Genomic DNA, 17,121 nt, shown 5'->3' on the forward strand with positions numbered 1-17,121 from the left:
CTGTTTGTCAGGCCGCCTCATCCCAGGCCGGTTCGAAGTGCGGGTTCAGTGCGGCCTCGGCAGGATGCGCCTGCTGCGTTTGCAGCTGGTTTTCCTCAATGCGGAAAAAATCCATCTGCCGTAACAAGGCTTCAGCGCTGTTGCGCATGGCGTAACTCATGCCGGCGTTGCGCTCCACTACCGCAGCATTTTCCTGCGTAATGCCATCCATGCCCGCAATGGCCTGGTTGACCTGCTCGATCCCCGCCTTTTGCTCGCGGCCGGACAGGGCCATGCCGGCCACGGTTTCGGAAACCCGGGTCGCACTCGCCACGATGTTGGCCAGCGCCTCACCGGAAAGTTGCGCATGGCGGCGCCCGTCCTGCACGGCATCGGTGCTTTCTCCGATCGATTGCCGTACTTCGCGCGCGGCCGCCGAACAGCGTTGGGCAAGCTGCCGCACTTCCGCCGCGACCACCGCGAAGCCGCGGCCATGCTCGCCGGCACGGGCGGCTTCCACGGCGGCATTGAGCGCAAGCAGGTTGGTCTGGAAGGCCACGTCGTTGATCAGGCCGACGAATTCGGCGATGCGCTGACCGGAGCGGTCGATGGCATTCATGGCGATGACCGTCTCACTGACGATGGACTGTCCCTGTTCAGCGAGCTGGCGTGAGGCGGTGGCGACGCGGTTGGCCTGCTCGGCCATGGCAGCGGCTTCCGCGACGTTGGCCGCCATCTGCTCCATGGACGCTGAGCTTTCTTCCAGGCTGGCGGCCTGCGATTGCGTGCGCCGGCTCAACGCGTGCGTATTTTGTTCCAGTTGCTGCGCATCGTCGCGTACCGTGGTGGCACTCCGGCGAACCTGGCGCACCACCTCGGCAAGCTGTTTGTCCATCGCTGCCAGCGCTTGCAGCAATACGCCAATTTCGTCATTGCGCCCAACTGCTATGGGCTGGCCCAGTTTGCCGCGTGCAATGCGTTGGGCTACGGCAGCAGCGAGGCGCAGGCGCGCACCAAGTGCGCGGATCAGGATGCCGTCGCTGAGCGAAGCGAGCAGGAGAGCGCCGGCGAACACCGCCAGCACGACGAACAGGCCCCGACGATTGGCGGCGTGCTGGGTTTCCGCTGCGCTCTTGCCGGCAACGAGGGCGCTTTCGAACAGATTGGTGAAATCGCTTTGCAACGGCACCAGTGCCGGCTGCACGTCACTGGCGAGCTTGAGCTGAGCGATATCGAACTGTCCGGCCTGCAGCAACGCAAGCGTGTCGTCCATGGCCTGGTCGGCATCCTTGCGATGTTCGGCCGCCAACGTGAGCAGCGCTATCTGCTGCACGCCCAGTCCGCTTTGCAGTAGCGGTTTCCAGTAGCGGTCGATGTCCACGCGATTGCTCTTGATCGCGGTGGCGGCGTCCTCGGCGGCGGAGGGCAGGCGCATCAGCACGGCGTGTGAAAGCGCCTGGAAGTCACTGTTGAAGTCGCTCTGGATGCGGCCGACGTGGGAGATCGGCGCAAGGGTGTCGCCGACGACAGATTGGATGCGGCGGTCCGCTCTGGTCAGTGCCATGGCGCACAGCGTGCCTATCGCAAGCAGAAGCACGACGATGCCGGCAAGGCGGAACAGCAGCAGCCGCCGGAGCGTGATACGGAACAGACCAGAAGGAAGTCGAAACATGGCGCACCTGGGGGAGAAGATGCCTTTCATGTCGGCTAGAAGCGCTTCGACTTGAGCAGTGGCAATGCTAAAAAGTAATATATTTCAGGTATTTGACAGAATTATTGCGGTCTCAATGCCGTACCGTGGCAGGGATCGGGAAAAACCTGCGGCGGGTCGGCTCCCGCTACCGGCCTGAGGTTTGCATATGCGCCTGCGCTTGCTCCTTCGTCGCCTGCACTTGCAGCAGCAAGGCGAGCACCACGGCGGCCACTGCAGCCAGTGCGGCAAAACCGTAGATGGCGTTGTAGCCCATGCCGCTGGCCACCCAGCCGCCCAGAGGGCCGGTGAGAGCCATGGCCACATCCATGAAGACGGAATACATGCCGAGCGCCGAACCGCTGCTGTGCGCAGGCACGCGATGGACGGCCTCGACGCCTAGTGCGGGGAATACCAGTGAAAAGCCGAGGCCGGCGATGGCTGCGCCGACCCCCGCCATCGTGGCATTGCTGGCCAGGCAAAGTACGACCAGGCCGATGGCTTCGACCGACAGCGACACCATCGCGACGCGATGGCCGCCCAGCAGCGGAATGGTGCGCGCAAAGAGGAAGCGCACGCCGACGAACACCGTCCCGAACACGGTGAGTGCCAGCGCCGCGTTCGCCCAGCCGTGCGCGGCGTAGAACAGCGTAATGAAGGTGGCGATGCAACCGAAGCCGGCCGAGCCAAGCGCCAGCCCGATGCCGTAAGGCACCACGCGCGCGGCCACCGTGCGGAATGGCGAGCGTTCGACGGCCGCCGTGATAGTGGCGCGCTTCAGTTGCGCCAGCGGCAGGGCAAGAAGCGCAAGCAAGAGGGTGACTGTTCCGATGGCTGCAAAGCCGAACCGATGATCGAACAGCACCCCCAGTGGGGCGCCGGCGGCCAGCGCGCCGTAGGTCGCAACGCCGTTCCATGAAATCACCCGTGCAGTGTGGCGATGTCCCACCTGACCCATGCCCCACGCGATGGCGCCGGTGCCGACGCAACTTTCGGCGCAACCCAGTGCCAGCCGCGCGACGAAAATCAGGCCCAGGCTGAGCCAAGGCATGCGCGTAACCAGGGCGGCCAGCAGCAACAGCGCGCCGCTGGCTGCGCACATCGTCAGGCCGGTCATCACTGCGCGCTTGGGGCCTTTGGCATCGGCCATGCGCCCGGCTTGCGGGCGGCTGAGCAGCGTCGCCACGTACTGCACGCTGATCGCCAGGCCCGCCAGCATCGCGCCGAAGCCCAGGCTGTTGTGCACGAAGCCGGGCAGCACGGCCAGCGAAAAGCCGATGGTCAGGTAGGCCATGAAAGTGAAGGCGACCGTGCTGAGGATCGACAGCAATACGCCGGACTGGCGACCTTGCTCGGTCGCGGAAGTTTGGGAGGCATCAGCCATGGCGGGGACGGGCAGGGAAGCCGGACGACGCCGATATTATACGTGCGCCATGGTGCGATGCGTCATGCCTGGCTGGCTTGATGCTTACAAATATGTAATACGAGTGGCGGCAAGCATGTAGGGATTTGCCGCCACTGGTGCCTGGCTCAGGCTGCAGCCTCCAGCAGCACATCCACCCGCAGCTTCTTCATCGTCAGTACCGCTTTCATCACACGCTGGGCCTTCTGGGCATCGCCGGAGGTGAGCAGCTCGATCAGCTGCACCGGCACTACCTGCCAGGAAAGGCCGAACCGATCCTGCAGCCAGCCGCATTGCTGCACAGCCGGGTCACCGCCCTTTGACAGTGCGTTCCAGAAGTAATCCACCTCCTCCTGCGAGCGGCAGTTCACCACCAGCGAGACGGCGGGGTTGAAAGCGAAGACCGGCCCGCCGTTGAGCGCTGTGAAGTCCTGGCCGTCCAGCTCGAAGGCCACGGTCATGACCGTGCCCTGCGGCCGGCCGGCGGCGTTGGCGGTGTCACCGTCATAGTGGGTGATGGAACGGATGCGGGAGTTTTCGAACACCGACACGTAATAGTGGGCGGCCTGTTCGGCTTCTTCGTTGAACCAAAGGAAGGGGGTGATGCGCTGGAAGCGGGGGCTCATGGCAGAGGTCTCCGAGGGAGAAGGGCTTCAACAGGGCGACGAAGGTAGCACTTGGAAGTCGACAGGGATGTTGATGTTTTGGATCGAGCGAAAGGCGAAGAGCGCCCGGTCTAGATGACAATCGTTGTCACCAATGACTGAATTTCTCAGCGATGCGCTGCACGGTCTTGCTGGGCTTCGTTGTTGCGGCGCACTCCGTGGGGGCGGGTGCGTGCATGCGGACTGGCTAGCCTTTGGTGTACTTGTTGTGCTGCGGCGCAGGGGAAAAAGCTTGCTTTTCCAGGGTGTTTTTTACTTTAAATGTGTAAATGGCGTGAATCGACGCGACGCCGACATGACATTTATTCCTTTGCGATCGGAATCACGTTCTGCCGTGGGCAAATCGGCCACGTGTACTGGACAACGTTGTCATATGAAGTCGATACTCGCGCCACTTCGCAGCTTCATGACAAGCGGTAACCGCGCAGGAAGCGGATGGCGACTGTCCCCCATGGCCGTTCGGAGTGCGGTCGTGAATCGCCGGTGTTCCTTTCACTTGTTCCGTTCATCCGCCTGGAGACAGTCCCATGCTCGAGAAGAAGTCCGCAAAGTGGTCCACCCTGATCCTGAGTTCGTTGAGCACTGCAGTCGGCGCGGCGCTTTCCACCACCGTGCTCACGGCGGTGCCGGTGCAAGCCGTACACGCGCAAAGCATCTGTGCGGCGGTCTGGGTTTCAAGCAATGTTTATGTCGCCGGCAATCCAGTCAGCGAAAACGGCAGCAATTACGTCGCGAATTTCTGGACGCAAGGGCAGGACCCCGCCACCAACAACGGTGGCGCCGGCAGCGGCCAACCCTGGACATCGCAAGGTGCGTGCGGCGGCTCGCCTACGCCTACGCCGACCCCGACCCCGACCCCTTCGTCGTCTTGCGATCCGGCGTGGAATGCTTCCACGGCCTATAACGGCGGTGCGCTGGTCAGCGAGAACAGCGTCAATTACAAGGCGAACTTCTGGACCCAGGGCCAGGATCCCGCCACCAACAATGGTGCGGCGGGCAGTGGCGCTCCTTGGACGAACATCGGCTCGTGCAGCGGCGCGCCGACGCCTACCCCAACTCCTACGCCCACCCCGACACCCACTCCTACTCCAACCCCGACGCCTACTCCGACCCCTACGCCTGCACCAAGCGGCTTCGTGTTCAGCCCGTACAAGGACATCACCATCAATCTCAACTGGAATACCGACGCCATGCAGACCGCAGTGACCGGTTCGGTCATTCCGGTGGTCGGCAGCGGCAGCCTGTATTCCAACTACGAACCGCATCTGCCTGCGATCACGCTGGCATTCGCCACCGGCGCATGCGGTAGCGAGAACTGGGGCGGCGTGTCGCCATCCGGATTCATCTCCGGCAGCGTCAACCCGCTCGATAGCGCAGGCCTCGACTACATCGTCTCGACCGGCGGTGCGGCCGGCACGTTTACCTGTTCCTCGGCTTCGGCATTCGAGAGCTTCATCGCCAAGTACAACACCTCGCACCTGATCGGCGTGGACTTCGATATCGAAGGCGGCCAGACGCAGGCGGACATCCAGCAACTCGTGGCCGATGTGGCCGCAGCGCAATCGCAGTATCCGAACCTGCGCTTCTCCTTCACGCTGGCGACGCTAGGCGCGTCGGATGGCAGCTATGGTGGCGTGAATCAGCTCGGGCAGTGGGTGATCCAGGCGATCCAGGCGTCGAGCCCGGCGCTCAACCACTACACCATCAACCTGATGACGATGGACTATGGTTCGGCCATCGCCGCCAACTGCGTGGTGGTAGACGGTGTTTGCGAGATGGGGCAGTCGTCGGTGCAGGCTGTGCAGAACCTGGAACACAGCTATGGCATCCCGGCCGGCCATATCGAGATCACGCCGATGATCGGCCAGAACGATGCGCAAGGCGAAATCACCACGCTGGCCGATATCGACACGATCACCAACTACGCCACGGCCAATGGCTTGGCCGGCGTGCATTTCTGGTCGCTGGATCGCGACACACCCTGCGCAGCGGGCTCGGCTTCGTCCACCTGCAATTCGTATCCCAGTGTGGGGGCGTTGGGATACACCAATGAGATCCTGAAGGATCTCGGCAAATAACCAGCAGGGACGTAAAGGGGAATTCCGTTGCGGTCCGGCCGATGGGCTGGGTCGCAGCGGACGCAATGGCGCGGAAAGCGAATGAGCGGGTGCGCGCCGCGCATCGAGATCAGAAGTTGCTTAAGTCATCGCAAAGCCATTTCAACGCACCACCGGTGCATGGATGCGTGACGGCGTCCGCTCCCGCATGGCCGTCCGGAATGCGGTCATCACCACGCCGATATTTCTCACCTGTAATCCAACTGTGGAGACAGTCCCATGCAAGTGAAGAGATCCACGAAGTGGTCCACCTTGACATTGAGTTCGTTGAGTAGCGCGGTCTGTGCGGCGCTTTCCACCACGGTGCTCACCGTCGCGCCGGTACAAAGCGCGCATGCGCAATCCACCTGCGCGTCAGGGTGGGTTTCCACCAATGTTTATGTCGCCGGCAACCAGGTCAGCGAGAACGGCGTCAACTACGTCGCCAACTATTGGACGCAAGGCAACGATCCGGCGACCAACAACGGCGGTGCGGGCAGTGGCAAGCCATGGACTTCGGAAGGAGGGTGCAGCGGTTCGCCAACGCCCACACCAACGCCATCGCCTGCCTGTGATCCGGCCTGGAGTGCTACAACGGCATACAACGGTGGCGCGCTGGTCAGCGAGAACAAGCTCAACTACAAGGCCAATTTCTGGACCCAGGGCCAGGATCCGGCCACCAACAATGGCGCGGCCGGCAGCGGTGCGCCCTGGACTTCACTAGGCGCGTGCAGCGCTTCGCCGACACCTACGCCCACGCCGACTCCCACCCCAACGCCTACTCCAACTCCCACCCCAACGCCTACTCCAACGCCTACACCCACGCCCACTCCAACGCCTACACCTACACCCAGCGGCTTCGTGTTCAGTCCCTACAAGGACATGGGCATCAACATGAACTGGAATACCTACGCGATGTCGACGCAAGTGACCGGTACGCTGATTCCCATCGTCGGCAGTGGCAGTCTGTATGCCAACGACTTGCCGAACCTGCCGGCCCTTACACTGGCTTTCGCAACCGGTGAATGCGGCAGCGAAAGCTGGGCGGGCGTGACGCCCTCGCAATTCATCTCCGCGAACATCACCCCGGGCGCTGCCAATTCGCTTGCCAGTGCGGGATTGGATTACATCGTCTCCACCGGCGGCGAGGCCGGCGTGTTTACCTGCGGATCGGCTTCCGCGTTCGAGAGCTTCATCGCCAAGTACTACACGCCGCAGATGATTGGCGTCGATTTCGACATCGAGGGAGGGCAGACGCAGGCGGAAGTTCAACAATTGGTGGCCGACGTCGCCGCGGCGCAATCGCAGTACCCGAATCTGCGTTTTTCCTTCACGCTGGCGACCCTGGGTGCGTCGGACGGCAGCTATGGCGGCGTGAATCAACTGGGGCAATGGGTGGTCCAGGCGATTCAGGCATCGAGCCCGGCACTGAAGAACTACACCATCAACCTGATGACGATGGACTATGGCGGCGCCACTGCATCCGTTTGCGTCGTCGTCAATGGCGTGTGCGAAATGGGTCAATCGGCGGTGCAGGCGGTGAAGAACCTCCAGCATACCTACGGTATTGCAGCCGGCCACATCGAGATCACGCCGATGATCGGCCAGAATGACTCGGCAAGCGAGCTCACCACGCTGGCGGATATCGACGCCATCGCCAACTACGCTACGGCAAACGGTCTGGCCGGCGTGCATTTCTGGTCGCTGGATCGCGACACGCCATGCGCGGCGGGTTCGGCATCGTCGACTTGCAATTCGTATCCAAGCGCGGGCACGTTGGCCTTCAGCAAGGAGATTCTCAAGGACATCGGCAAGTAGCGCTGACGATCCAGGAGGACTTCGGGTTGACCGGGAGGCATGCCCGGTCAACCTGAAGAGGCGAGGGGAGCCACCGGCACGCAAGTGCCGGTGGCTTTTTTCATTACGCGCACGAGCCGCAAAAGCGGCATTCTTGAGCCTTCGGCATTCGCATCGAACAATTGCGCCGCATGCCTGTCACAATAGGTATTCCCCACTGTGAAACAGGCAGCATCGTGAATCGCAGAGCCCCCAAACAGACTTCCTACGGTGGCTGGATCGCAGCCATCATCGTCGTGCTAGCCGTGGTGGCGGCCGGCGTGTATCTGGTCCAGCGGGCCATGCATCCTTCGGCCGCGGCACCGGCAGCTGCGCCGATTAATCCACCTGCTGCGCAGCCGGCTCAGCAGCCTGCAAGCGCATCGTCGGCAATTCAGCATCCCATTGCACGGGCCAATGAGTGGCCAGCGTCCGCATCCACTGCGGCGCTGCCGTCTCTGGCAGATAGCGATGCCGAGGTGCGGGAGGCATTGCAGGGTTTGGCTCATGGCGGCAATCTCGGTGCGCTGCTGCAAAGCCAAATCATTTCCCGCGTTGTGGCCACCGTGGATGCGCTGCCGCGCCAAAGCATGGGCAGCACCAACATCCTTCCGTTGCGTACGCCAAAAGGCACGATGCAGACAGAACAGGCCAACGGCGCCACCGTGATCGGCGCCGGCAATGGCGAACGTTATGCGCCTTACATGACCGTGCTGGCCGACGTCGATCCGCATGCCCTGGTTGCCTGGTACAAGCATAGCTATCCGCTGTTCCAACAGGCGTATCGCGAGTTGGGCTACCCGCGAGGCTATTTCAACGACCGCCTGATCGTGGCGATCGACGACATGCTGGCTGCGCCCCATGTACAGGGGCCGGTTGCGGTGGTGCGCTCAGGTGCGCGTTACCATTTCGTCGAGCCGCAGCTGCAATCGCTGTCGAACGGCCAGAAGTTGATGGTGAGGCTGGGGTCTCAGAACGAGGAGCAGTTCAAGGCAAAGCTGCGCGCGATTCGTGAGCTGTTGGCGAGCGCGGGCAGGTAGCCCATTGAGCTTTCCGCGGTGGACTTGCCCTTCAGCTTAAGAAAAGGCCCGCAACGTGCGGGCCTTTTTGCTGTTGCTGGAGATCATCCGTGATGTGCATCGCGCTGCCCGCCGCCACCGTGCGGCGCCGCACCGGTCGGATGCGGAGCCGGCGCAGGACGGTAGGCGTGATATTCCGGCGCTGCCGGCGCGCGGTACTGCGGCTGCGGCTGCGGCCGATACACGGGAGCCGGATGGAAAGCCGGTGCAGCGTGATAAGCCGTTGCAGGTGCACGATACGTATTCATGTTCATCGGCTGGCCTGGATGGCTGGTGGGTGTGGCACCCGCAGCGCCGCCCGGGCGGTAGGTATTGCTGTAGCCGCCGCCCGGACGCGACATGCTCGGCGCAGCGGCTGCATTCGCGTGCGGGGCGAAGTTTGCCGAATGCATGGCCATGTTGTTGTTCGGTTGCGCCTGCGAAGCGTGCGCCACGTTGTTGTTCATACGCTGTGGATTGGCTGCTGCAGGGGTGAATTGGCCAGTGTTGGCACTTGGTTGCGCCCTGTTCGGTACACCAGCCATGTTTGCATGCGGAGCGAAGTTCGCCGAACGCAAGGCTGTGCCATGGCCCGGGTCCGCTTGTGGCGCGTGCGCCAGGCTATTGTTCATGCGTTGCGCGTTGGCTGCCGCAGACGCGAACTGACCGGTGTTTGCACCAGGGTGCAGCATGTTCGGCGCACTGGCCATGGCGGGCGCGCCACGGGCTTGCGTTACGCCGGCTCCGCTGAAAGCACCAGGATGTTGCGTGGCGGCGATGGGCGGATTGCCATGATTGAACGATGCACGCATAGCCGGGGTTTGGCTGGCCAGCTTCATCTGCTGTTGCTGTGCGGCGATCGGCCCCATACGCGACTGGCGGGCCATGGTCATTTCCTGCGGCGTGGCGTGGGCCATCACGCCGCCATGGCCACCGTTGTAGCTGACGCGGTTGACGTTGACGTTGTTGATCACCGTCTTGTTGTAGATATTGGTGACATTCACGTTGGTGATGTGGTTGACGGTCCGGTTGTAGTAGAAGCCACGTGGCCCCCAGTAGCCGCCTTCGTAGCCCCTGCCGCCGTAACCGCAGCCGTAGTCGATGCCGCCGTAGAAGCCGACGTGGTAGCCCCAGTAGCCCGCATGGAAGGCGTAGAACCCGTCATCCCAACCCCAGTAGCCAGGTGTCCACAAGGCACCGTAGAACGGTGCGACCACCCAGGTGCCCGGCACCCAGTAGTACTCGTCGCCATCCCAGGCCCAGTAGCCCGGCGTCCAGATATAGCCGGACCCCGGAATCGGTGGCTGTTCATAGACCGGCAGTGGCGGCGGCGGTAAGCCGACTGAAACTCCTACGCCGACGAACACGCCAGCCTCTGCTTTTTGGGGCAGGGCGGCGAACGCGGCAACAGCTCCCAACAGACCCGCCAGCGCACGCACAAGCAACGTGCGTTTGGAAACTTGCTGCGTAAGACTGAGGGTTTTCATGGCGTTTCCTCCTGGATCTGCACCGTACTAGAGAAAACGCCGGAAGGACCGCCCCGTTGCCTTCACGCTGCGTGATAAGTTCGCGACGGTTCAGCAGCATACGCACGCATTTTACTGTACTCGGTGCGCAACCCCTTGTGTTGGGCGGGTTTGATCTTCCCGAATCGTAGTTAAACGATAAAGTTAGTGTTGGCTGAATGCGTTGTAACGGGCAGCAAAAACACAAATCCGCAGGCCTTCGGTAAGCCACGGGCTTGTGATCTTCGGTTCGTAACTCAAGGACACACCATGTCGCAACTTCGCCACCTGCAGATGCTTATGCGTTACCGCGCATGGGCCGATCGGCTGCTTTTCCAGACGTTGGCCAACCTGCCCGAAACGTCGCTGACCGCCACCCAGCCGATCGTGTTCGGCAATCTGCTGCGTACGCTGAACCACGTCCATTGCATGGATCAGGTGTGGAAGGCGCACCTGCAGGGCGTGCCGCATGGTTTTACCTCCCGCAATCCGGAGTATTGCCCTGCGTACGATGTCTTGTGCACGTCGCAGGCGGACATCGACGATTGGTACGTGCGGTACGCTGAAACGCTCGATGAGGCGGCTTGTGAAGAGCCTATCCGTTTCAGCTTCATCGGCGGCGGCGAGGGCGAGATGCGCCGCGGCGACGTGCTGCTGCACGTCATCAATCACGCGACGTACCACCGCGGGCATGTGGCGATGATGATGTACGGCCTGTCGGTGCCGCCGCCGACTACGGATCTGCCCGTGTACTTGCGAGATGCCGGCTGAGGCTTATGCGTGCTGCATGACGAATGCAGTAATCTTCGCGGATGAGTACGAGCGGATTTCCCGCAGCGCAGGTCGAACCGTCCGGTTTGCCTGCTGCTGTACGCGCCCAGACGCATCGCCTGTTTTTTGCGTTGATGCCGGATGACGCCACGCGTCATGAAATCAATCACGCTGCCGCGCTGGTGCAACAGCAGCATCCATGGCTGCGCGCGCGCTGGGTCAGGCCTGAGCGCTTTCACGCCACCTTGAACTTCCTTGGCGATTTTCCCGCCATGCCGGGCCAGGTGCTGGAGCAGGCGATGGCGGCCGCGCAGAGCATGCACGCAGCGCCGTTTGCCTGGACGCTGGACTATGCCGCCAGTTTCCACGGTCGCGAGCCGCCTTGCGTGCTACGCGGCTCGCACGTGCCTGAAGCGTTGCTGGCGCTTTGGCAGAACATGCATACGGCGCTGGTTGAAACCGGCTTGCACCTGCGCAACGAACGCCAGTTCACGCCGCACGTCACCCTGGCCTACGGCCGGCATGAACTTCCCGCAGAGACACCGGTGACGCCGATCGTCTGGCAGGTAGGGCACTTCGTGCTAATCCACAACTTAGTGGGCAAGGGCCAGTACCGGATTCTCGGGAGCTGGCCGCTCTCTGGCCAGTCTGCGTAGGCTGGGATGATAATCCCAGCTTTCCATACGGCATCCTGATGCTGGGATTGCCATCCCAGCCTACGCGCAAGCCTGCGCGAATGGGCCACAAGTCACTAGGCGCGCCCAAGCGGCCAGGCGCACAATCCATGGGCTTTCCCATCCATCAGGAGGTCGTCATGCGTTCGATATCCGTCGCACTGCTTGCGGCATTGGTTGTGCCAGGGGCTGCCTTGTTGGCGCAGACACCGCAGGCGAATCACATGCATGCCTTGCAGTACGTGCCACCGTATGTACACACGGCAGTCGCCGATCCGGCGCGAGGGCAGGATGCCGGCAATGACGCACGCCGCAAGGTCACCGATGTGATGGTCTTCAGTGAGGTCAAGCCAGGTCAGAAGGTGCTGGAGCTGATTCCCGGGGGCGGCTATTTCGCGCGGGTATTCAGCGGCATCGTGGGTGCCCAGGGTCATGTCTACGAGTTGTGGCCGAATGAGTACGTCAAGGAAGATGCGGACGAAGTGGCTGCTTTCGACAAACTGGCGGCCGATCCGCACTATTCGAACGTGAGCGTGCTCAAGCAGCCGGCGGCGCAGCTGAGTGCACCCGAACCGGTGGATATCGTGTTCACCTCGCAGAACTATCACGATTATCCGGACAAATTCATGGGCAAGGTGGATCCGGTCGCGCTCGACAAGCAGATTTATGCCGCGCTCAAACCAGGCGGCGTGTTCATCGTGATCGATCACGTGGCGCCGGCAGGATCAGGCATGGCGGATACGGATACCTTGCATCGCATCGACCCGGAGATCGTCAAGAAGCAGGCGGAATCGGCGGGCTTCGTGTTCGCCGGCGCAAGCAATGCGCTGCGCAATCCGGCCGATCCGCACACCGCCAAGGTGTTCGACAAGTCGATCCGCGGGCATACGGATCAATTCATGTACCGGTTCCGCAAGCCGGGTTGATGGTGTTGCAAGCAAAGCCCTCTCCGGCAGGCAGGAGAGGGCGTTCGTAGGCTGGGGTGTAAACCCCAGCATTGCGATGCCGGCACATCGCAATGCTGGGATTGGCATCCCAGCCTATGAGCTTCACAAGTCAGGGGTTCAACCCCTTCCACATCGCATCCAGCAGTTCGTCCGTGGGATCGTTGGTCTGCTCCCAGTACATGATGCCGCCCAGATGCTCCGCCCGCACAAACGCTGCCTTGGCAGCGATGGACTGCGGGTCGTCATAAGTCACGAAACGATGGGTTTTCTCGTTCCACAGCCATGGTGCCTGCGCGGTGTCGTCCCAGTGGCGCACGTAGCCTTGCTTGTCGATATAGCGTTGTTTCAGTTCGGGCCAGGCGACCATGCCCTGGAAGTGGCCGTAGGTCTGGTAAAGGCCAGCGTGGTCGGCCTTTACGTCCGCGAATTCGCGGCCATACAGCGCCGCGCCAATCACCAGCTTTTGCGGTGCTACACCTGCGGCGAGAAATTGCTGCACGGCGCGATCAGTGGTGCGGCCATCCCCCTTGATCAGCGGCGAGGCGTGCAGGCCGGTGTGATGCCCGCTGGTCGGTGTCGCCGCATTGACGAAGTCGTAGGTCATCAGGTTGAACCAGTCCAGTAGCGGATCGACCGTCCTGATATCGATGCCGCTTACGAACGGGCCATCGGCAATCGCCACGCTCAGCGTGTAGTGCTTGCCGTCCTTGGCGCCCGCGCGGTCGAGGCTGGCGCGGATCGCCTTGAGCAGCAGGGTGAAATTGGCCTTGTCGTCGGGGCTGGAGCGGATGCCCGATTCGTGATGGCCGGGATATTCCCAATCCACGTCGAGGCCGTCGGCATGCTGGGTGGAGAGCATTTGCGCTGCGCTGTCGGCGAAGCTTTGGCGGCCCTCGGCGGTGCTGGCCGCTTCGGAGAAGCCACCCACGCTCCAGCCGCCTACCGAGACTTCGACTTTGAGCCTGGGGTTGGCCGCCTTCAGTGTGAGCAGTGTCTGCAAGGTTTTGGCGCGGTCGGCATCGATGCCCACGCGGCCATCCTTCAGTTGCGCGAACGCATAGATCAGCGTATCGATCTCGCCAACGTCCTTGGTCTGCGATGGATCCCAACCGCCGGCATAGCCGACGATGCGGTAAGGCGACGTCGGAGCATCTGCCGCGGCGATGCCGCCCGCCCCCAGCAGCAGCGGCAATAAAAGCGCGGCCAAGCAGCGGCCCGGACCAAGCAAAACGTTACGCATTACTGCACTCCCTCGATGAATCGATGATCCGCTGCCATGCTTGACGTGATGGCGGCGGGCTACCATGTAGGCGGTGTCTGATTTCCGTTTACGCATGAACGACAGGTCCATCTCCAACGAAGAGCTGCTGCGCGAAGACCCGCCGCCGCGCGCGCCGCGCGAACCCGATTCCGGCGACTGTTGCGGCAACGGTTGCGATCCTTGCATCTTCGATCTCTACGAGGAGGCAAGGCAGCACTATCGCGTAGCCCTGGCAGCATGGCGCGAGCGTCATCCGGGGGTGGATCCGGCAAAGCTCGAACCGCGCTGATCGGCGCATGCAGGTTCTTGCGTTCAACGCAAACCGATAAACCGGATAAGCCTAACCAAGCATGCCTCGGCAGCATTGTGCCCAAAGGCATGGGTCACGTTTCGCGCCATGAAGCATTGAAGCGATTGTTGCGTTGCATTAAATTGACAGCGTTGAGGGAGATCCGGGGAATCTAGATGAAGCGTTTTGGGGTGATTGGCGCCGCGTTGCTGCTTGGCGCCTGCGGTGGCCAGCACGTGCGCGAGCCTGCGGCACTTGGTGACCTGGTGAAGTCAGGCGCGGCACCGTGGCTGACTGTGACCGGCGGCGCAGACAAGCTTGACGTGCGCGGGCTCGATCACAAGCTCACGCTGCAGCCAGCACCTGACCTGGCCACGGCGATCCAGTCGCAGCTTGGCACGCAGCTGGCCTCCAGCTACGTGCATGACCTTGTCGTGACCTGCAGCGGACTCACCAGCAGCCTGCGCGTTGATCAGGACAAGTCGCCGGGCAACGTGGCGATGGACTTGGGCTTGCATTGCTCGTTGTGGGTGCAAGGTTACGAGACCGCGCACGACTACAAGACGCAATCGTCTGCGTCGGTGGGGAGTGGGGCGGGTGACCAGGCCTATGCGCAAGCCTTGTCCAAGCTGCTGGTCGACGGGGCAGGCGATATTGCCGAGCAGATGCGCGGGGATCTTCGCAAGATCGCACGTTGACCTGCGCGGGCTGGGATGACCCTTCCGGCCCCCGGCCCCGATCTTTCATTCCGCGACGCGGCAACACCCCCCGAGCGATCCACGCTAATCTTGTTAGCTGGACAGCTTGGGGGAGATCACCCGTGAATGCAGTACCCGGACCCGGCGCGAATCGCGCCGAACTCACCGTACGCGGCCTGATCATAGGCATCGTGATCACCTTGGTGTTCACGGCGGCCAATGTGTTCTTCGGCCTGAAGGCCGGCTTGACCTTCGCCACGTCGATTCCGGCGGCGGTGATCTCGATGGCCATCCTGCGCGCCATGAAGAACGCGACGATCCAGGAGAACAACATCGTGCAGACGGTGGCTTCAGCCGCCGGAACGCTCTCCTCGATCATCTTCGTGCTGCCGGGCCTGATCATCGTCGGCTGGTGGACCGGGTTTCCGTTCTGGATGTCGTTCGGCATCTGCGCCGCGGGCGGCATTCTCGGCGTGATGTACACCATCCCACTGCGCCGCGCGCTGGTCACCGATTCCGACCTGCCGTATCCGGAAGGCGTGGCTTGTGCCGAGGTGCTGAAAGTAGGCTCCGGCGAAGTGGTGGTGGCGTCCGATTCGGCCGCGGTGGAAGGCGGCACCGCCGGCCTGAAGGCGGTGGTCGTCGGCTCGGTCGTCTCCGCCGTGTTCTATATCGTGGTGCAAACCAAGCTTTTCGCCAGCGACCTGGCGCAGTACTTCCGCATTGGTGATCGTGGCGCGGCCAGCGGCTACGACTTCTCGCTTTCGTTCGCGCTGTTCGCAGTGGGACACCTGGTGGGCTTGTGGGTGGGTCTGGCGATGCTGTTCGGCGCGATCATCGGCTGGGGCTGGGCGGTGCCGCATTTCAGCCTGCTGCATCCGGCGACGGGCGACGTGGCGGATGTGGCACAAGGCGTGTGGAGTCATTACGTGCGCTTTGTCGGCGCTGGCGCCATCGGCGTGGCCGCGATCTGGACGCTGGCCAAGCTGGTGAAGCCGGTGGTGAGCGGCCTGACTTCGGCGATGGCGGCCTCGCGCGTGCGCAAGGCCGGCAAGGGCGATACGCTGCCGCGCACCGAGCAGGACATGCCGATCGGCATCGTCGGCTTGATCGTGCTGATCTGTATGCTGCCGATCGCGTATCTGCTGGGACATTTCAGCGTGATCAGCGGCCTGGCGTCGCATACAGCGCTGCTGGTGATCGGCGGCGTGCTGTTCGTACTGATCCTAAGCTTCCTGGTGTCGACGGTGTGCGGCTACATGGCGGGCCTGATCGGTTCGTCCAACAGCCCGCTGTCGGGCATCGGCATCCTGGTGGTGATCATCGCCGCGCTGCTGTTGGTGGCCGGCCTCAAGTCCGATCTGCCGGCCGATTCGGGCAAGGCGCTGGTGGCTTTCGCGCTGTTCGTTACCTCGGTGGTGTTCGCTGTCGCGGCCATCGCGAACAACAATCTGCAGGACCTGAAGACCGGCCAGCTGGTCGATGCCACGCCATGGCGCCAGCAGGTGGCGCTGGTCATCGGCGTGATCGCCGGTGCAATCGTGATTCCGCCGGTGCTCGATCTGCTCAACAAGGCGTACGGTTTCCTCGGTGCGCCAGGGGTTGACCCCGCCCACGCCTTGCCGGCGCCGCAGGCCGGCCTGATCTCGGCGCTGGCGCAGGGCGTGATCCAGAACAACATCGACTGGAGCCTGATCGGCATCGGGGCCTTGGTGGGCGCGGGCATCATCGCCCTGGACGCCATTCTGGCGGCCACCACCAAGTCCGTGCGTCTTCCTCCGCTGGCCGTGGGCCTGGGGATCTACCTGCCCACTTCCACCACCTTGATGATCGTCGCCGGGGCCATCGTGGGCTGGTACTTCGACAAGCGCGCGGATCGTACGCCGAAGGCAGAGGCCACCAAGCAGCTCGGCGTTCTGCTGGCTTCCGGCTTGATCGTGGGCGAAAGCATCATCGGCGTGCTGGTGGCGGCGATCGTGGTGTTCTCCGGCAAGCCGGCCCCGCTCGCACTGGTGGGCGACGGCTTCGGCAACGCAGCGGTGTGGATCGGCAGCATCGCCTTTGTGGCGGTGACGTTTGCGATGTATCGGTGGATTGCGCGGCTCGGGCGCAATAGCTGAGCGTGCGGCGATTTGCTCCCTCCCCTACGTGTAGCTTGATTAGCGTCGAGTCTCAGTAGGGTTTCGTAGATCCCGCTCCGGCAAGGGGCGGGATCGGAGTAAGCCGGCAGCCAGGTCTGCGAGCATCGCC

14 protein-coding genes are annotated in these 17,121 nt (G+C 62.7%); 9 read left to right on the plus strand and 5 right to left on the minus strand.

Annotation, left to right across the window (positions count from 1 at the left end):
* Window positions 1–7: 7 nt before the first annotated feature.
* The 3 genes from EKH80_RS19380 to EKH80_RS19390 all read right to left on the minus strand — a co-directional run bounded on the left by EKH80_RS19380 (window position 8) and on the right by EKH80_RS19390 (window position 3,697).
* Complete coding sequence (locus EKH80_RS19380) at window positions 8–1,651, minus strand: HAMP domain-containing methyl-accepting chemotaxis protein (RefSeq protein ID WP_158628895.1); 1,644 nt, start codon at window positions 1,649–1,651, stop codon at window positions 8–10.
* Window positions 1,652–1,817: 166 nt separating this feature from the next.
* On the minus strand, window positions 1,818–3,053 hold the full coding sequence (locus tag EKH80_RS19385) for an MFS transporter (protein WP_126686447.1): 1,236 nt from the start codon (window positions 3,051–3,053) through the stop codon (window positions 1,818–1,820).
* 146 nt (window positions 3,054–3,199) lie between these two features.
* Entirely contained in the window at window positions 3,200–3,697 is a 498-nt protein-coding gene (locus tag EKH80_RS19390; RefSeq protein ID WP_126686448.1) for a VOC family protein, read from the minus strand.
* A 566-nt stretch (window positions 3,698–4,263) separates the two neighbouring features.
* Here EKH80_RS19390 and EKH80_RS19395 point away from each other — a divergent pair.
* The 3 genes from EKH80_RS19395 (at window position 4,264) to EKH80_RS19405 (ending at window position 8,708) form a co-directional block, all read left to right on the plus strand.
* The gene (locus EKH80_RS19395; protein ID WP_126686449.1) at window positions 4,264–5,814 is read left to right on the plus strand and encodes a carbohydrate-binding protein; all 1,551 of its coding nucleotides are present in this window, start codon (window positions 4,264–4,266) and stop codon (window positions 5,812–5,814) included.
* A 258-nt stretch (window positions 5,815–6,072) separates the two neighbouring features.
* On the plus strand, window positions 6,073–7,650 hold the full coding sequence (locus tag EKH80_RS19400; protein ID WP_126686450.1) for a carbohydrate-binding protein: 1,578 nt from the start codon (window positions 6,073–6,075) through the stop codon (window positions 7,648–7,650).
* 215 nt (window positions 7,651–7,865) lie between these two features.
* Window positions 7,866–8,708, plus strand: coding sequence for a DUF3014 domain-containing protein (locus EKH80_RS19405; RefSeq protein ID WP_230473833.1), 843 nt, complete (start codon window positions 7,866–7,868; stop codon window positions 8,706–8,708).
* Between the two features lie 83 nt (window positions 8,709–8,791).
* Here EKH80_RS19405 and EKH80_RS19410 read toward each other — a convergent pair whose 3' ends face one another.
* Entirely contained in the window at window positions 8,792–10,213 is a 1,422-nt protein-coding gene (locus EKH80_RS19410; RefSeq protein WP_126686452.1) for a YXWGXW repeat-containing protein, read from the minus strand.
* A gap of 288 nt (window positions 10,214–10,501) precedes the next feature.
* Here EKH80_RS19410 and EKH80_RS19415 point away from each other — a divergent pair, with 288 nt between their 5' ends.
* The 3 genes from EKH80_RS19415 (at window position 10,502) to EKH80_RS19425 (ending at window position 12,602) form a co-directional block, all read left to right on the plus strand.
* Complete coding sequence (locus tag EKH80_RS19415; RefSeq protein WP_126686453.1) at window positions 10,502–11,002, plus strand: DinB family protein; 501 nt, start codon at window positions 10,502–10,504, stop codon at window positions 11,000–11,002.
* Between the two features lie 41 nt (window positions 11,003–11,043).
* Window positions 11,044–11,658 (plus strand): RNA 2',3'-cyclic phosphodiesterase, encoded by a 615-nt coding sequence (thpR, locus tag EKH80_RS19420; RefSeq protein ID WP_126686454.1) that lies wholly within the window; start codon window positions 11,044–11,046, stop codon window positions 11,656–11,658.
* A 158-nt stretch (window positions 11,659–11,816) separates the two neighbouring features.
* Window positions 11,817–12,602 (plus strand): class I SAM-dependent methyltransferase, encoded by a 786-nt coding sequence (locus EKH80_RS19425; RefSeq protein ID WP_126686455.1) that lies wholly within the window; start codon window positions 11,817–11,819, stop codon window positions 12,600–12,602.
* A gap of 130 nt (window positions 12,603–12,732) precedes the next feature.
* On the opposite strand, the gene EKH80_RS19430 is transcribed toward EKH80_RS19425, so the two are convergent.
* Window positions 12,733–13,863, minus strand: a complete 1,131-nt coding sequence (locus EKH80_RS19430; protein ID WP_230473834.1) for a glycoside hydrolase family 18 protein — start codon at window positions 13,861–13,863, stop codon at window positions 12,733–12,735.
* 94 nt (window positions 13,864–13,957) lie between these two features.
* Between EKH80_RS19430 and EKH80_RS19435 the strand changes: the two genes are divergently transcribed.
* The 3 genes from EKH80_RS19435 (at window position 13,958) to EKH80_RS19445 (ending at window position 16,991) form a co-directional block, all read left to right on the plus strand.
* The gene (locus tag EKH80_RS19435) at window positions 13,958–14,173 is read left to right on the plus strand and encodes an oxidoreductase-like domain-containing protein (protein ID WP_126686457.1); all 216 of its coding nucleotides are present in this window, start codon (window positions 13,958–13,960) and stop codon (window positions 14,171–14,173) included.
* A 176-nt stretch (window positions 14,174–14,349) separates the two neighbouring features.
* Window positions 14,350–14,871, plus strand: coding sequence for a hypothetical protein (locus EKH80_RS19440; RefSeq protein WP_126686458.1), 522 nt, complete (start codon window positions 14,350–14,352; stop codon window positions 14,869–14,871).
* A gap of 122 nt (window positions 14,872–14,993) precedes the next feature.
* Window positions 14,994–16,991: an OPT family oligopeptide transporter gene (locus tag EKH80_RS19445; RefSeq protein WP_126686459.1), complete on the plus strand. Its 1,998-nt coding sequence runs from the start codon at window positions 14,994–14,996 to the stop codon at window positions 16,989–16,991.
* Window positions 16,992–17,121 lie beyond the last annotated feature (130 nt).

The sequence above is a fragment of the Dyella choica genome (genome assembly GCF_003977665.1).
Taxonomy (GTDB): Bacteria; Pseudomonadota; Gammaproteobacteria; order Xanthomonadales; family Rhodanobacteraceae; genus Dyella_B; species Dyella_B choica.

Bases quoted from the DNA above. Each gene is read 5' to 3' on its own strand.
- EKH80_RS19380 (WP_158628895.1), bottom strand. From the start codon at position 1,651: ATGTTTCGACTTCCTTCTGGTCTGTTCCGTATCACGCTCCGGCGGCTG.
- EKH80_RS19385 (WP_126686447.1), bottom strand. From the start codon at position 3,053: ATGGCTGATGCCTCCCAAACTTCCGCGACCGAGCAAGGTCGCCAGTCC.
- EKH80_RS19390 (WP_126686448.1), bottom strand. From the start codon at position 3,697: ATGAGCCCCCGCTTCCAGCGCATCACCCCCTTCCTTTGGTTCAACGAA.
- EKH80_RS19395 (WP_126686449.1), top strand. From the start codon at position 4,264: ATGCTCGAGAAGAAGTCCGCAAAGTGGTCCACCCTGATCCTGAGTTCG.
- EKH80_RS19400 (WP_126686450.1), top strand. From the start codon at position 6,073: ATGCAAGTGAAGAGATCCACGAAGTGGTCCACCTTGACATTGAGTTCG.
- EKH80_RS19410 (WP_126686452.1), bottom strand. From the start codon at position 10,213: ATGAAAACCCTCAGTCTTACGCAGCAAGTTTCCAAACGCACGTTGCTT.
- EKH80_RS19415 (WP_126686453.1), top strand. From the start codon at position 10,502: ATGTCGCAACTTCGCCACCTGCAGATGCTTATGCGTTACCGCGCATGG.
- thpR (WP_126686454.1), top strand. From the start codon at position 11,044: ATGAGTACGAGCGGATTTCCCGCAGCGCAGGTCGAACCGTCCGGTTTG.
- EKH80_RS19425 (WP_126686455.1), top strand. From the start codon at position 11,817: ATGCGTTCGATATCCGTCGCACTGCTTGCGGCATTGGTTGTGCCAGGG.
- EKH80_RS19430 (WP_230473834.1), bottom strand. From the start codon at position 13,863: ATGCGTAACGTTTTGCTTGGTCCGGGCCGCTGCTTGGCCGCGCTTTTA.
- EKH80_RS19435 (WP_126686457.1), top strand. From the start codon at position 13,958: ATGAACGACAGGTCCATCTCCAACGAAGAGCTGCTGCGCGAAGACCCG.
- EKH80_RS19440 (WP_126686458.1), top strand. From the start codon at position 14,350: ATGAAGCGTTTTGGGGTGATTGGCGCCGCGTTGCTGCTTGGCGCCTGC.